The organism is Syntrophotaleaceae bacterium (assembly GCA_041390365.1).
Taxonomy (GTDB): Bacteria; Desulfobacterota; Desulfuromonadia; order Desulfuromonadales; family Syntrophotaleaceae; genus JAWKQB01.
Window position 1 is genome coordinate 128,717 of record JAWKQB010000002.1, and the last position, 14,198, is coordinate 142,914.

A 14,198-nucleotide genomic window follows, 5' to 3' on the forward strand; every position below is an offset into this window, starting at 1 on the left:
GAGACTGTCGAGCCGACCTAATGGTGGAACTTATCTCCTGCTGAGAGCAATGACACGGGCGGTTTTTGTCGGACAGTTTCGAGCCGGCCGGTTTTTGGAAAACCGTTGATCTCTGGAAGAAGAGGGAGAACGAAGGCTCCCTGAAAACGCAAGGGCGACAGCCTTAGCGATTGCCGTCCCGGACAGAACAGAGGTTTCAAGTGAAAAAGTAGCCATACCGGGCGTCGGCCCGCAGGGAGAAGTCAACCGCTAGTTTGAATCCCAGAAAACAATAGTTAGTAAAAACAACATAATAAATGCAGAAACAGGAGGATTCATTTCATGTCGCGAAAAATGGTTAGCATCGACGGGAATACCGCCGCGGCCCATGTCGCTCATGCCACCAACGAGGTCATTGCCATTTATCCCATTACCCCCTCGTCCAATATGGGCGAAATTTCCGACCTCAAGAGCGCTGCCGGCGAGAAAAACATCTGGGGCACGGTGCCCGACGTCGTTGAGATGCAGTCCGAAGGCGGTGCCGCCGGCGCTGTTCACGGAGCTCTGCAGGCCGGGGCCCTGACCACCACCTTTACCGCTTCCCAGGGCCTGCTGTTGATGATTCCCAGCATGTTCAAGATTGCCGGAGAGCTGACGCCGACGGTCTTTCACGTGTCCGCGCGGGCCCTGGCCTGCCAGGCCCTGTCCATTTTCGGCGATCATTCCGACGTGATGTCCTGCCGCTCCACCGGATGGGCGTTTCTCGCCTCCAATAACGTCCAGGAAGTCATGGACTTTGCCCTGATCGCCCAGGCCTCGACGCTCAATGCCCGGGTTCCGTTTCTGCATTTCTTCGATGGCTTCCGCACGTCCCATGAGATTCAGAAGGTCGAGGAGCTGAGCTTCGACGACATGCGGCACATGATCGACGACGAACTGGTTCAGGCTCACCGGATGCGCGGACTCTCTCCCGAGCGGCCCAAGCTGCGCGGCACCTCCCAGAACCCGGACGTCTATTTCCAGGGTCGCGAAACCGTCAACAGCTACTATCTGGCCGTTCCCGGCATCGTACAGGGGCAGATGGACAAGTTTGCCCAGTTGACCGGGCGCCAGTACCGGCTGGTCGATTATGTGGGAGCCCCCGATGCCGAAAGGGTCATCGTCATGATGGGTTCCGGCACAGACACCGCCCACGAACTGGTGGAATACCTGGTCGGCCAGGGAGAGAAGATCGGCCTGCTCAAAATCCGGCTTTTCCTGCCCTTCCCGATGGAGGCTTTCGCCAAGGCCCTGCCGACCACGGTTAAAAAGATCGCCGTTCTCGATCGGACCAAGGAGCCCGGCGCCCTGGGAGAGCCCCTTTACCAGGCGGTTCGTACCGCTGTGGGCGAAGCCATGAGCGACGGCCTGACGGATCTGACCGATTATCCGACCATCGTCGGCGGCCGCTACGGTCTCGGATCCAAGGAGTTCACCCCCTCCCTGGTGAAGGCCGTGTTCGACAACCTCGGCCAGGCGAAGCCCAAAAATCATTTCACTTTGGGTATCAACGACGACGTGACCGGGACCAGTCTTGCCTATGACCCGAATTTCAAGGTTCCCGGCGAAGGTTATGCCGCCATGTTCTTCGGCCTGGGATCCGACGGTACAGTCGGCGCCAACAAGAACTCGATCAAGATCATCGGCGACACCACGGACTACAAGGTACAGGCCTATTTCGTCTACGATTCCAAAAAGGCCGGGACGGTCACTGTCAGCCACCTGCGTTTCGGACGCAAGGAGATCCGCTCCCCCTACCTGATCGATGCCGCCGACTTCGTCGCCTGCCACAACTTCTCCTTCCTGGAGAAGTACGACATGCTGAGCAAGGCGAAGCAGGGCGCGACCTTCCTCCTCAATAGCCCATACGATAAGGACGAAGTCTGGGCAAGGCTGCCGCGGGAGGTTCAGCAGGCCATCATCGACAAACAATTGAAGTTTTTCGTCATCGACGGCATCCGTCTCGGCAGCGAAATCGGCCTGGGGCATCGCATCAACGTCATCATGCAGACAGCCTTCTTCGCCATTTCCAACATTATCCCCCTTGAAAAGGCTGTCGCCGAAATCAAGGAAGCCATTGTCTACAGCTACGGGAAGCGGGGTGAAAAGGTCGTCGCCATGAATAACCAGGCGGTGGATGCCGCCCTCGCCAACGTGCACCAGGTGGCGGTGCCCGAAAAGGCCGACAGCAGTATCGGCATGAAGGAGGCGGTGGAGGGCGAGGCGCCCGAATTCGTCAGGAATGTGACCGCCAAGATTATTGCCGGTCTTGGAGACACGCTGCCTGTTTCGGCCATGCCCGCCGACGGGACTTTCCCGACCGGGACGGCTAAATACGAGAAGCGCAATATCGCCGTCAATATCCCCGTCTGGGACCAGGAGCTCTGCATCCAGTGCGGCATCTGCTCCTTTGTATGTCCCCATAGTACGATCCGCATGAAAATCTACGACGCCGATAAACTCGCCGGCGCACCTGCGACTTTCAAATCCTGCGATGCCCGGGGCAAGGGGTTCGAGGAGTTGAAGTTCACCCTGCAGGTCGCTCCCGAGGATTGTACCGGCTGCGGCGCCTGCGTGTACAACTGCCCTGCCAAGAGCAAGGAAGATCCCGGGCACAAAGCGATCAATATGGAGTTTCAGCCTCCCCTGCGGGAGCAGGAAGCCGAGAACTGGGACTTTTTCCTGACTCTGCCCGATATCGATCCTGAACTGGTCAAGCGGGACAGCGTCAAGGGCAGTCAGTTGCTGATGCCCCTGTTTGAATTCAGCGGGGCCTGCGCCGGGTGCGGGGAAACGCCCTTTATCAAACTGCTCAGCCAGCTTTTCGGGGACCGGCTGGTCATGGGCAACGCTACGGGCTGCTCGTCCATCTATTGCGGCAACCTGCCGACCACTCCCTGGACCACGCGTCAGGACGGCCTGGGCCCCTCCTGGAACAATTCGCTGTTCGAGGACACCGCAGAATTCAGCTACGGGATTCGTCTCTGCGTCGACAAATTCAAAACCTTTGCCTTTGAACTGGTTGATAAATTGATCAGTTGTGCTGGAGAGGGTTGTGGTGAAGCCAAAAAACTGATGGCTGAAATCAAGGCCGGCGATCAGTCGACCCAGGAAGGCATAGAGGCCCAGCGGCAGAGGGTCGGCAAGCTGAAGAACATTCTCCAGGGTTGTTCCAGTCCCGATGCCAAGCAGCTGCTGTCACTGGCCGACTACCTGGTGGAAAAATCGGTCTGGATGATCGGCGGAGACGGCTGGGCTTATGACATCGGTTACGGAGGTCTGGATCACGTTCTGGCCAGCGGGCGCAATATCAATGCCCTGGTCCTCGACACCGAGGTCTATTCCAATACCGGCGGCCAGGCCAGCAAGGCCACCCCTCTCGGAGCTGTCGCTCAGTTCGCAGCCGGCGGCAAGCGCATGGCGAAAAAAGATCTGGCGATGATCTCCATGACCTACGGCAACATCTATGTCGCCCAGGTTTCCCTGTCCAATCCGGCCCAGGTGGTGAAGGCCTTTTTGGAAGCCGAGTCCTACGACGGCCCCTCACTCATCCTGGCTTACAGCCATTGTATCGCCCATGGTATTAATATGGCCGAAGCGGTCTCTACCTGCAAGCGGGCAGTGGACAGCGGGCATTGGCCGCTTTTCCGCTACGACCCCCGTCGAATCGCCGAAGGCAAGAATCCTTTGCAGATTGACAGTAAGGAACCCACCATCTCCTTCGAGGAATATGCCTACGGCGAAAACCGCTACCGTGTGTTGAAGAAGGTCAAGCCGGAGGAAGCCGAAGCCTTGATGAAGGAGGCCAATCGCATAACCCGGAGGAAATACGATCTTTATCGCAAGCTGGCGGATTTGCCGCCGGACTGCGGCGGCGGCAAATAAGCATGCACACCGGTCTCCCGGCAGGGTTTCCTGTCGGGAGACTTTTTTGTATGAGAAGCGGAAAACCTTCGATTAGGGAATGGTTTTTGCTTTACCTCCCTGGAAGTCCGATGCGGGAAAGTCCCGGCAAGGATTCCATGGGAAATTATGCATGAGCGCCCGCTATTGAGTGGCGGGAGACAAACGGAGCGGTGGTAGCCGAAAGGTTGCATTTTTCAAATTTTTGACAAAACAGTCATCCATTTGTTAATTCCTGGTATCTTTCAGGTTTTTCGGTATCCTCCGGCACAAACCCGGCTTTGTCTGCCGGGGGAAAAACCTTGATCGGGCAACATTGTCAGTGCTATAAGTCATCGGGATGCGGAAACCCTTTTCAGGAGCATAGGCATGTTCGGTTCGCAATCCTCTCTGGTCATGTATGACGAGGAGTATCAACGGATTATCTCACACAGTGACAAGTTGCTGCGTGAGTCTAATGCCAAAGCTGTCTTTCTGGTGGATCGCAACGGGCAGTTGATCGCTGCAACTGGAGATACGGACCACCTGGACACCACGAGTCTGGCCTCCTTGACGGCGGGAAATATCGCTGCTACAGGGGGCCTGGCCAAGTTGATAGGGGAGAAGGAGTTCTCAATCCTCTTCCACGAGGGGGAAAAAGACAATATCCATATTTCCATCGTGGCCGGGCGCGTGATCCTGGTCGTCATCTTCGATCAGCGCAGCTCCCTTGGTCTTGTTCGTCTCAGGGTGCGCAAGGCGAGCGATGAGTTGGGACAGGTTTTTGACGATTTGTCGCAAAGGGCGGCCGGCAATGGTGCAGGCGGCGGTCCCAGGAGTCCTTTCGCAGAGATCTCCGACGACGACATAGACAATCTTTTCCGCTGATGAGGTAGCAGAGAATGGCCTTCATCAATTACGCCTCGCGCGAAATCAACTGTAAAATTGTGTACTACGGCCCCGGTCTTTGCGGCAAGACGACCAATCTGCAGACTATTTACCAGCGGACGGCTCCGGAAGCCCGGGGAAAGATGATTTCTCTTGCCACCGAAACGGAGCGAACCCTGTTTTTCGACTTCCTGCCTCTGGCTCTGGGCGATATCCGGGGATTTAAGACCCGTTTTCACCTTTACACTGTCCCGGGCCAGGTCTTTTACGATGCGTCTCGTAAGCTGATTCTCAAAGGAGTGGACGGCGTTGTTTTCGTTGCCGACTGCCAGGAGGAACGGCTCGACGCCAACGTCGAAAGTATGGAAAACCTGAAAGAAAACCTTGAGGAGCACGGGTACCAGCTTGAAAATCTGCCTTTCGTCATCCAGTACAACAAATGCGACCTTCCTAATTTGACACCTCTCGAGGAACTGCAGGATCTTCTCAACCCGAATCAGGTCCCTGAATTCAAGGCCTGTGCTCTCACTGGAGAGGGAGTGTTCGAAACTTTGAAGGCTGTTGCAAAGCAGATTCTGATCGATCTCAAGAAAGGCCAGAAATAGAGGGGCTTTGTTCCTGCTCTAAGCCTTGATTCCGGGATAGATCCCCCGGTTTTTTTGTCACGAATGCCTGGTTCCGTGGCGGTGGAACAGGCGAAAAATTTACGGCATCCGGTTCTTTCTGAACAACCCCTGCCAAAAATGGGCCCAGGCGCTTGGCGTGCTTCTGGTTTGCTCCATGTTTGCAGTGAGCAGCATGCTGGCAAGCAGGTGTCGCCTGATGGCTTCTTTTTCACGATTTTCCTGATGAACTTTTGCGGGCATGCCCTTTTCTTTCTTTGCGGATTGGAAGACACGGTCCTTTTCGGGCAGGCAAATCAAACAGTTTCTCCCAATTTTTATCACCAAGCATAACTCGAAATTTGCAACAATCAATTTATTAATTCAAATAAAATTTTTCAAAATAAATAGTGGCAGCCCTTGAAAAAAAATATTTGAATGGTAGAATTTCGTCCGAATTGTTGACAACAACTTTCCTGAGGAAAGTTGTTTTGCGCGCCTGGTTCTTCCCTCCTGACCGGCGCGCTTTTTTTTCGGGTTTTTCACGCAGCTATGCTCGAGATTTGCGGTCAGAGGGATTGGTTTGAAAGCAGTTTAAAAGGCGTCGAGGCCCGGCTTTCAGCGGTATTCCGCGGCTGTTTCAGGATAATTATTTACTTGCATGACCGAAACCTCTTTGATATAAGTGGCTGTGCTAATTTGCTTAGATTCTTTTTCTCCTAACGGCCGAAGGACGGTCCTTTCGCCCTTCGCTGTTACAGAAAAGTGTTCGACTCTGACCCGTCTTTCCTAAAGCACAGGCTATGGAGGGCGGGCATTGGGTGTCAGGAGAAATCGTGATGCCTCCCGCGTTTGGAAAGGAGTCGGAGGGGATTGCATCTTACGGTAATGCGCCGTGAGCATGTGATGCTCCATCGTCTCTATTTTTTTGATGCGGGCTCTCATATTCATAAGCATTGCTGGCAACCGGGTCAACCGAAGACCTACAACAAAACTAGGAGGAACAGGTTATGGCACAGGCAATGATCGATCAATTGGTAGCCAATGCTAAGAAGGCTGCCGACGAATTCAAGACCTTCACTCAGGAGCAGGTTGACAAGATCTGCGCGGCTATGGACAAGGCCAGCGTCGAAGCAGAGCAGAAGCTTGCCGAAATGGCCGTCGAGGAAACCGGCATCGGCCGCGCCGACCACAAAGCCATCAAGAACCATCTTGGCGCCCACATTGTCTATGAATACTTCAAGGACAAAAAATCCGTCGGCGTGATCAAGGAAGAAGAAGGTGTGAAGTACGTTGCCGAGCCTTTCGGCGTACTGGCGGCCGCCACTCCGACCACCAACCCGACTTCCACTGTCATGTTCAAGTCTTTGATCGCCATGAAGACCCGCAACGTGATCATCTTCGCCTTCCATCCCCGCGCCCAGAAGTGCAGCCTCGAGGCAGCTCGGATCATGGCTGAAGCCGCCGTATCCGCCGGCGCTCCCAAAAACTGCATTCAGTGGATCGATACCCCCTCCATCGAAGCGACCAACCTGTTGTTCAAACACCCGGGCGTTAACCTGATTCTGGCCACCGGCGGCAACGCCATGGTCAAGTCCGCCTACAGCTCCGGCCATCCGGCCATCGGCGTCGGCGCGGGCAACACCCCCGTTTTCGTATCCAAGTCCGCCAACCTCAGCGTTGCGGTCAATAACGTCATCGCTTCCAAGACCTTCGACAACGGCACCATCTGCTCTTCCGACCAGTCGATGATTTTCGACGACAAGGCCACTGCCGAGAAAGCTGTGCAGATGCTGAAGGACAGAGGCGCCTACCTGGTCAATGCCGAGGAAAAGGACAAGCTCGAGAAGGTCATGTTCGACAAGGAAAGAGGCGTTCCGGCCATGGCCATCGTCGGCAAATCTCCCCAGGCGATCGCCAAGCTCGCCGGCTTCGAAATTCCCGCTGACGCCAAACTGCTGCTGGTGCCCCTGAGCACCATCGGCCCCGAAGACTGGTTCAGCCATGAGAAGCTCTCCCCGGTTCTGGGCTACATCGCCTACAACAGCACCGATGAAGCGATCGCGGCTGCCAAGAGCCAGCTCCTCTGGGGCGGCGCCGGCCACACCGCCGTCGTTCATGCACAGGATGAGAAGGTTCTCGACAAGTTCGCCATGGAAATTCCCGCCAACCGTCTGCTGCTGAACCAGCCCGCAGTGCACGGCTCCGTCGGTCTCATCTACAACAAGCTGCCCCCTTCACTGACCCTGGGTTGCGGCACCGACGGCGGCAACTACCTTGGCAACAACATCAACTACAGCGATCTTCTGAGCATCAAGACCGTTGCGGCCCGTATCGTCGACTACGAGCGCGACGAATAAAAATCCGCTTGATTTCCATCGTCGACGGACCGCCGAAAGGCGGTCCGTCGACATCTTTTGGTGGGACCTTGCCAAAGGTTCCACTCTTTTTAATCGTTTGAATTCTGGGGCGGAAAGAGTCGCGCCGGAGCCATGCTTTTATCGGGTACCGGAAGGTGATGCAGAAGGCTACGGAAAAGCAGGCTGAAACAAGCAGGGTCAGACGGTCGACATGGTCCAGGATGCTGGACATTATTTTCCGCACCTGTCATATCGGGGTTGCCGGGATTCTGCTGGGAGGAGCTGTTTTTCAGGCCTCTATGCCTCACCTGCACCACTATGCTTGGCTTGTCGTGGCTTCGGGTCTGGCATTGATCGGCACAGAACTTCACCACAGTCTCTACTGGCCCCATGAGGGGCGCGGGCTGCTGGCCATGGCCCACATGCTGCCGGTCGCACTCGTTCACTTCTGGCCCGACTACTGCGTCGAACTCCTTTGGTTTTCCATCGTTGCCGGAACCGTCGGCAGTCATATGCCCCGCAGGTTACGTCACTGGTCGCTGATCTATGGCAAATTAAAATCCTGACGAGATTTGCCGGGTTTTCAGTCCTTCCCTGGTTTCTGTTTCTCCCTTCATCAGTTCTCCCTGTTATGGCGCCGGCAATGGTGCTGCCACCGGCTGGTTTCGCTCCAACTTGTCAAGCCCCTATGCCGAAGATACGTATCGGTAGCCGACGCCATGGACAGTCACGATAACGCTGGGAACGGCCGGATTAGGTTCGATTTTCTTGCGCAGATGGGCGACATGCTGGTCGAGGGTTCTTGTGGTTCCCTGGTAATGGATTCCCCATGCCTGGTTGAGGAGAATATCCCGGCTCAGAACCTCGTCGGGATGCTCGAAAAAAATTTCGAGGAGCGCCATTTCCCTGGCAGTCAGTTTGTAGGATTGCCCGCAATGCTGGCAGGAGTAACGTTTCCGGTCGACGACGGCCTGACCGATATGCAGCACGTCAGGCAGAACCGACGAATCTGGATTTTGAAATCTCGAGGTTCCGGAACGGCGCAATACGGCGTGAATTCGGGCTCGTAGTTCGTGAACCCCGAAAGGTTTGACGACATAGTCGTCGGCTCCAAGTTCCAGCCCCACGACTTTGTCAATTTCCTCACCTTTCGCGGTCAACATGATGATGGCCAGGGCACAGCCTCTGCGCCGGACCTCCCGACAGACATCAAAACCGCTCTTCCCGGGCATCATCACGTCGAGTAGCAGAAGATCAAAGGTCTGCTCATCGAGCAGTTGCAAGGTTCTGTTCCCGTTTTCAGCAGTCGTCACCTGGTATCCCTCATTGTTCAGCAGGTCCACCAGTCCCTGGAGAATATGGGGATCGTCTTCGGCCACCAGGATACGTAAAGGCGTCATTTTTTCCTCTCTGAAAAACAGGATTGGCATCAAACGATTTGAACGATCCCCTCATCGGGATCAAGGGGCAGGAAAATTTCAAAAGAAGAACCGCCGTTCCTGCGCGGACGAAAACGCAGGTCACCCCCCATGCCCGTCAACAGACGGCGACTGATGCTTAGGCCAAGTCCGCTGCCGGAACAGGCTGCTGTCAGAGAATCGTCAATCCGATGAAAAGGGGTGAAGATGGCTTCCCTGTGTCCGGGCGGTATGCCCGGGCCCCGATCTTTGACGGCTATTCGGCAATGATTGTTTACCCTTTTGATTTCAACCACAAGTTCTCCTGGTGTGGCATATTTGGTGACATTGTCAAAAAGGTTCAGCAAGACCTGCCGGATGGCATCCGGGTCGGCCTTGACCCTTGATACCGGTTCAGTAATAAGGCACACAGGATGCAGTCCTGCCTGTTCCAGGCATATCTTCTGACTGCAAAAAATATCCTCCACCAGATCCTTCGGGCAAAAAATTTCCAAACGGTATTTTTTCCGCTCCTGATCCAGGCGACCCAAATCGAGGACATTGTTGACCAGGCGGGTCAGGCGCTGGCTTTCGCCGACAATGACCTGCAGATAATGCTGCTGCCTGTCTGGCTGGCTGATGTTCCCTTCAAGAAGAAGCTCGGCATAAAGACGAATAGTGGTCAGAGGTGTCTTTAATTCATGAGAGACATTGGCCACGAAGGATGTTTTGCGCCGGGCATCGAGCATATGACGCCAAGCCTGCCAGAGCAGGAGGGAACCGCCAAAAAGGATGGAGGCGACAAATGACCCAACCAGCAGGAAGGAGAGAAGCCGCAGCCCTGTTTTGCCCCCTCCCCCGGCCTTTTCCGGCGAAAATATGCGGAGCTGCCAATGCGGCAGCCCGGAGCCAACAGGAAGTGTGGCCAGGGGCAGGGTGCCGGCCTGAAGACGGCCGTTGCCGCTTTGGTGTACGATACGGCCATGATCGTCCACCAGCGTCCAGACTTCTCCCGGAACGGCCTTCGGCAGGGTGGGCAGCAGCCGCGAAAGCAGTGCCATGATTTCCACCTCAACGCCGACCCGGCGCCCCGAGCCGGCCGGCATTTCCATCCAGCCGAGAAGATACAGCCCGTCCTCCCAAAACCATGGAAGCCAGCCTGTCTGAAGCTTCTGCTCAGCTTTCGAAAGTCCTTCTGATCTGAGAGGGTAATCGGCCAACCTGCGCAGTTCCATGCGAGGAGACAAAAAAGCGGATCCGCCGCCATCCTCGACAGAACCTGCTTCCTCCGGGGGTTCCTGCCAAGGAATGCGGCCCTGAAACAGCGCATCGAAACGGGAGAGGAAGCCGGCCTCCTCACTGTTGCCGGGATGTTTCGGATCGGGCAGAATCAGACCCTCCGGTGTCCAGATAAAAACATTCCGGATCAGAGGGTTGTCGTACCTCCAGTTGATAAGGTGCTGGGCCAGATCATCCTCTGGAAGTTGCCGCAGACCGCTCAAAAGCCCCCTCCTGACTTCTTCCAGAGCCAGGTCCAGGGTTTCGGCAGTGCTTTGAGCTCGCTGCAGAGCAGCGGCGCGAGTGTCTGCTGTCAGTTGCTGCTGCTCCCTTTTCAGAAGGCGCAGGGCCATTCCTCCGACCAGCAGAGTCGGGACGAGGAGCAACAGCCAGGCGGCAATGATCAGGCGGACTCGATACATGGCCCTTTCCGAATGGTTTTACTCAATGAATTGAAAGCGCGCTCTGTTGCTGGCTGTTAATCTAGCAGATTGTGGTTGTTATTTATAGGGTTTCTGCTGACTTCGCACTTTGTAGCTTTCTGAACGGATCTCCTTTTTCCGAACCTGATCAAGGGCATCGGTCTCGAATTCGCCAGCCTCCTGTTCCAGTTGACCCGCCTCGTCGGCAAGATCGGCAAAGCCCAGTTCGGCATTCTCAGTCTGCAGTGCTTTTCCGCTCTCACGCAGTATGCTGGCTGCCTGGTCCTTCTGGCCTTCATTGTAAAGCGTGAGGGCCTTGTCGCGGACAAGGGCCATTTCGTTCTCCACCACCGCTTCCTGTACCTCCCTGCTGACCGCCTGGCGCACCTTTTCCCTCTCGCTGCTGAAGACGGCCTGGGCCAGTGCCGCGGATCGTTCCGTAGAGGATGTCAGGGCATTTTCGTAACGGCAGCTCACTTCTCCCAACTCGATAGTCTTGCCGTCCTGACCTGAAGGGATTTGCACCTCGACCAGGGCGTACTTTTCCTGCCCACCATAGAGTTGATTCATGCGGATTTCCACCTGTCGGTCCTGAATCCGGCCATCACGCCCGATAATGCGCAGGGGCCGAACATTTTCCGCGCATTTTATCTCGATAGTGACCCGGCGGGCGACAACACTCAGAACGTCACCCAGTTCGGCCGCAAAAATACGGGGAAGGTCAAGGCTGGATTCGACAAAATAAGTATTGCCGTCGCTCCGCTCGGCGAGGCGGGTCATCAGATCTTCGTTGAAATCGTTGCCAACCCCGATGGTTGTGACTGAAATATTCTCCTTGAGCAGAGCCGCACCAAGACGGGCCAGATCGTCGGGGCGACTCGGCCCCACGTTGGCCAGGCCGTCGGACAGCAGGATCACCCGGTGGACAAAGGGGAATTCTCCGTTTTTACGGACCTCGGCAGCTCCCTGGCTGACGGCTCCGAACAGAGCCGTGTTCCCGCCGGGCAGGATTCCCCGGATGCGCGCCTCGATTGCTTCGGAATGATTGGCCGGTGCCGAAGGAACCAGGGTTTCGACTTCATGGTCATAGGTGACGAGTGAAAACAGGTCCCGGCGATCCAGGCGATGGAGTGCCTCAATCGCCGCCTCACGGGCTTTTTCGATTTTGGTGCCGGCCATGGATCCCGAACGGTCCAGAACCAGAGCCAGGTTGACTGGAGGTCGATGCCCGGTGCGAGGGGTTTGCGGAGCTGTCAAGGCGATTTTGATGACTGCCCGTTGGGATGACCCGGCCAGCAGAACAGGTCGGTCCAGCCGGGCTTCACATTGAACCAAAGGGGCCTGAGCGGCGAAAGTGGCGGATGCAAACAATAGTAAAATGGCGACAAAGGGGAGAAGTATTCTGTTCATGTTCGACTCCTGTTTGAATTGGGAAAAGAACCTCGTATTCCTCTTCTGCCGCGATTAAACCACCTTGTTCGCTTCAGGGTGTCACAAGCAGGTAAAATGATTGTAAAAAAAATGTCTGTGATTCCACCCCGCCGCAAAATGCTGACGCCGGGGTTCTGTCATGCTATCCTGTCCGCTGACTGGAGTCACACCGGCAGACGCATGGGTCTGCGCACGGGAATTCGATCCATAAAAATGAGCCGATCGAAACACAGACCTGAACGAATTATCATCGTCGCCATGACCGCAAAGAGGGTCATCGGGCACAAGGGCGCCATTCCCTGGCATATTCCGGATGAGCTGCGGCTGTTCAGGGAGCTGACCGAAGGCCAGTCAGTCATCATGGGCCGGCGGACATTTGAATCGATTGGTCAACCCCTTCCCAACCGGCACAACATCGTTGTCAGCAGCCGCTTGTGCTCCCTCCCCGGCGTCGATGTCTGCCGTAATCTTGAAACGGCTTTGCAGCAAGGGGACCATTACGAAAAAAAAATATTCCTTATCGGCGGAGTCGAAATCTACCGGGCTGCATTGCCCCTGGCGGATTTCCTCTACATCTCATGGATCGATGGGGATTTCGAAGGAGATACCTGGTTTCCCGATTTTTCCTTTGATCAGTGGGAAATGATCGCCCAAAGGGATTTGATTTCATTTCGCCACGAAGTCTATCGACGCCGCCAGTGAGTTGTTAACAAACCCCATAAAACAGTTTTCTTCGCTGACGGTGGAGCGGCAACAAATGTTTCATCACGGTCGATACCTGCAAAGGCGACAGGGATTGATCCTTGCATAGACAGTTTCCGAATTTCTTTTGCAACAGTTCTTGGCTGAAGATTCCCGGAGCAACAGGTCATGGAGAATACGTCAATGGGATCGTCACGCATCCTGATGTCGCTGGCAGCGCTGGTCCTGGTGGCAGCCGGTTTAAACGCGGCCAAAGTCATTCTGGTGCCGGTCCTGCTGGCCGGTTTCATCGCCATCATCAGCGCTCCGCCGATGTTCTGGTTGCAGCGCAAGGGGTTTCCGACCTGGCTCGCCCTGCTGATCGTCATCCTGGGGGTTTTTCTGCTGGGGATGGTGGTGGCCACCCTGATCGGAACTTCGGTAGGTGATTTCACGCGAAACCTGCCCAATTACGAAACCAGGGTTCGCGAGCAGACGGGAGATGCCGTGATACTGCTGCAGAGGATGGGGATCCGGGTTTCCTCTGCGGAACTGATCAGGTTTTTTGACCCCGGAGCGGCCATGAAACTGATCGGCATGCTGCTCAACGCTTTGGGCAACATGGTGACCAACGGCCTGCTGGTTCTGCTGACGGTTATCTTCATGCTCCTCGAAGCCAGCAGTTTCCCGGCCAAGCTCCGTCTCATCCTTGGGGGTGAAAACTCTTTGGAGAAGTTCGAGTATTTCCTCCATAATGTTCAGCATTATGTCGCGATCAAGACCATCATAAGCCTGATCACCGGAGTGCTGGTGGCGGTTCTGCTGATCGCTCTCCGCATCGATTATCCGTTTCTCTGGGGACTGCTGGCCTTCCTGCTGAACTATGTGCCCAACATCGGTTCGATAATCGCGGCCATTCCGGCGGTTCTGCTGGCCCTGATCCAGTTCGGTTTGTTCAAGGCGGTGATGGTCGCGATCGGATTCCTGACGGTCAACCTGCTTCTGGGAGGACTGATCGAACCCCGCTTTATGGGACGGGAGTTGGGGCTTTCGACCCTTGTGGTCTTTCTCTCCCTGCTGCTATGGGGCTGGCTTCTGGGTCCGGTCGGCATGCTGTTGTCGGTACCACTGACCATGACCGCCAAGATTGCCCTTGACAGCCATGAGGACACCCGCTGGATTGGGGTTTTGATGGGGCCGGAAAAACCGCTGTCCACAAAAAGAACGGCGGAATAAATC

11 protein-coding genes and 1 riboswitch are annotated in these 14,198 nt (G+C 55.6%); of the genes, 7 read left to right on the plus strand and 4 right to left on the minus strand.

All coding sequences use genetic code 11. From position 1 onward, the window contains the following. Positions 1 to 321 precede the first annotated feature (321 nt). The 3 genes from nifJ to R2940_07945 all read left to right on the plus strand — a co-directional run bounded on the left by nifJ (position 322) and on the right by R2940_07945 (position 5,393). Entirely contained in the window at positions 322 to 3,903 is a 3,582-nt protein-coding gene (gene nifJ, locus R2940_07935; GenBank protein ID MEZ4599703.1) for a pyruvate:ferredoxin (flavodoxin) oxidoreductase, read from the plus strand. A gap of 387 nt (positions 3,904 to 4,290) precedes the next feature. Beyond that, on the plus strand, positions 4,291 to 4,788 hold the full coding sequence (locus R2940_07940; GenBank protein ID MEZ4599704.1) for a roadblock/LC7 domain-containing protein: 498 nt from the start codon (positions 4,291 to 4,293) through the stop codon (positions 4,786 to 4,788). Positions 4,789 to 4,802: 14 nt separating this feature from the next. Beyond that, the gene (locus tag R2940_07945; GenBank protein ID MEZ4599705.1) at positions 4,803 to 5,393 is read left to right on the plus strand and encodes an ADP-ribosylation factor-like protein; all 591 of its coding nucleotides are present in this window, start codon (positions 4,803 to 4,805) and stop codon (positions 5,391 to 5,393) included. Positions 5,394 to 5,492: 99 nt separating this feature from the next. Here the strand turns inward: R2940_07945 and R2940_07950 are convergent, their stop codons facing one another. Beyond that, positions 5,493 to 5,711 carry a hypothetical protein gene (locus tag R2940_07950; protein MEZ4599706.1) on the minus strand — a complete coding sequence of 73 codons (219 nt, stop codon included), beginning with the start codon at positions 5,709 to 5,711 and terminating at the stop codon, positions 5,493 to 5,495. Positions 5,712 to 6,151: 440 nt separating this feature from the next. Beyond that, positions 6,152 to 6,269: riboswitch (molybdenum cofactor riboswitch) on the plus strand. Positions 6,270 to 6,400: 131 nt separating this feature from the next. On the opposite strand from R2940_07950, the gene R2940_07955 reads away from it, so the two are divergent. Both R2940_07955 and R2940_07960 read left to right on the plus strand, forming a co-directional pair. Then, positions 6,401 to 7,750 carry an aldehyde dehydrogenase family protein gene (locus R2940_07955; protein ID MEZ4599707.1) on the plus strand — a complete coding sequence of 450 codons (1,350 nt, stop codon included), beginning with the start codon at positions 6,401 to 6,403 and terminating at the stop codon, positions 7,748 to 7,750. Between the two features lie 221 nt (positions 7,751 to 7,971). Next, positions 7,972 to 8,316 (plus strand): hypothetical protein, encoded by a 345-nt coding sequence (locus R2940_07960; protein MEZ4599708.1) that lies wholly within the window; start codon positions 7,972 to 7,974, stop codon positions 8,314 to 8,316. 120 nt (positions 8,317 to 8,436) lie between these two features. Here R2940_07960 and R2940_07965 read toward each other — a convergent pair whose 3' ends face one another. The 3 genes from R2940_07965 to R2940_07975 all read right to left on the minus strand — a co-directional run bounded on the left by R2940_07965 (position 8,437) and on the right by R2940_07975 (position 12,257). Further along, on the minus strand, positions 8,437 to 9,150 hold the full coding sequence (locus R2940_07965) for a response regulator transcription factor (GenBank protein MEZ4599709.1): 714 nt from the start codon (positions 9,148 to 9,150) through the stop codon (positions 8,437 to 8,439). 29 nt (positions 9,151 to 9,179) lie between these two features. Then, positions 9,180 to 10,847: a HAMP domain-containing sensor histidine kinase gene (locus R2940_07970; protein MEZ4599710.1), complete on the minus strand. Its 1,668-nt coding sequence runs from the start codon at positions 10,845 to 10,847 to the stop codon at positions 9,180 to 9,182. 78 nt (positions 10,848 to 10,925) lie between these two features. Beyond that, a complete protein-coding gene (locus R2940_07975; protein ID MEZ4599711.1) occupies positions 10,926 to 12,257 on the minus strand; it encodes a VWA domain-containing protein in 1,332 nt (443 codons plus the stop codon). A 96-nt stretch (positions 12,258 to 12,353) separates the two neighbouring features. On the opposite strand from R2940_07975, the gene R2940_07980 reads away from it, so the two are divergent. Together R2940_07980 and R2940_07985 are read left to right on the plus strand one after the other, a co-directional pair. Continuing rightward, positions 12,354 to 12,980: a dihydrofolate reductase gene (locus tag R2940_07980; GenBank protein MEZ4599712.1), complete on the plus strand. Its 627-nt coding sequence runs from the start codon at positions 12,354 to 12,356 to the stop codon at positions 12,978 to 12,980. Positions 12,981 to 13,148: 168 nt separating this feature from the next. After that, positions 13,149 to 14,195: an AI-2E family transporter gene (locus tag R2940_07985; GenBank protein MEZ4599713.1), complete on the plus strand. Its 1,047-nt coding sequence runs from the start codon at positions 13,149 to 13,151 to the stop codon at positions 14,193 to 14,195. Positions 14,196 to 14,198: the final 3 nt, after the last annotated feature.

Coding starts and splice junctions, on each gene's coding strand:
- nifJ (MEZ4599703.1), top strand. CDS start 322: ATGTCGCGAAAAATGGTTAGCATCGACGGGAATACCGCCGCGGCCCAT.
- R2940_07940 (MEZ4599704.1), top strand. CDS start 4,291: ATGTTCGGTTCGCAATCCTCTCTGGTCATGTATGACGAGGAGTATCAA.
- R2940_07945 (MEZ4599705.1), top strand. CDS start 4,803: ATGGCCTTCATCAATTACGCCTCGCGCGAAATCAACTGTAAAATTGTG.
- R2940_07955 (MEZ4599707.1), top strand. CDS start 6,401: ATGGCACAGGCAATGATCGATCAATTGGTAGCCAATGCTAAGAAGGCT.
- R2940_07960 (MEZ4599708.1), top strand. CDS start 7,972: ATGCTGGACATTATTTTCCGCACCTGTCATATCGGGGTTGCCGGGATT.
- R2940_07965 (MEZ4599709.1), bottom strand. CDS start 9,150: ATGACGCCTTTACGTATCCTGGTGGCCGAAGACGATCCCCATATTCTC.
- R2940_07970 (MEZ4599710.1), bottom strand. CDS start 10,847: ATGTATCGAGTCCGCCTGATCATTGCCGCCTGGCTGTTGCTCCTCGTC.
- R2940_07975 (MEZ4599711.1), bottom strand. CDS start 12,257: ATGAACAGAATACTTCTCCCCTTTGTCGCCATTTTACTATTGTTTGCA.
- R2940_07980 (MEZ4599712.1), top strand. CDS start 12,354: ATGATTGTAAAAAAAATGTCTGTGATTCCACCCCGCCGCAAAATGCTG.
- R2940_07985 (MEZ4599713.1), top strand. CDS start 13,149: ATGGAGAATACGTCAATGGGATCGTCACGCATCCTGATGTCGCTGGCA.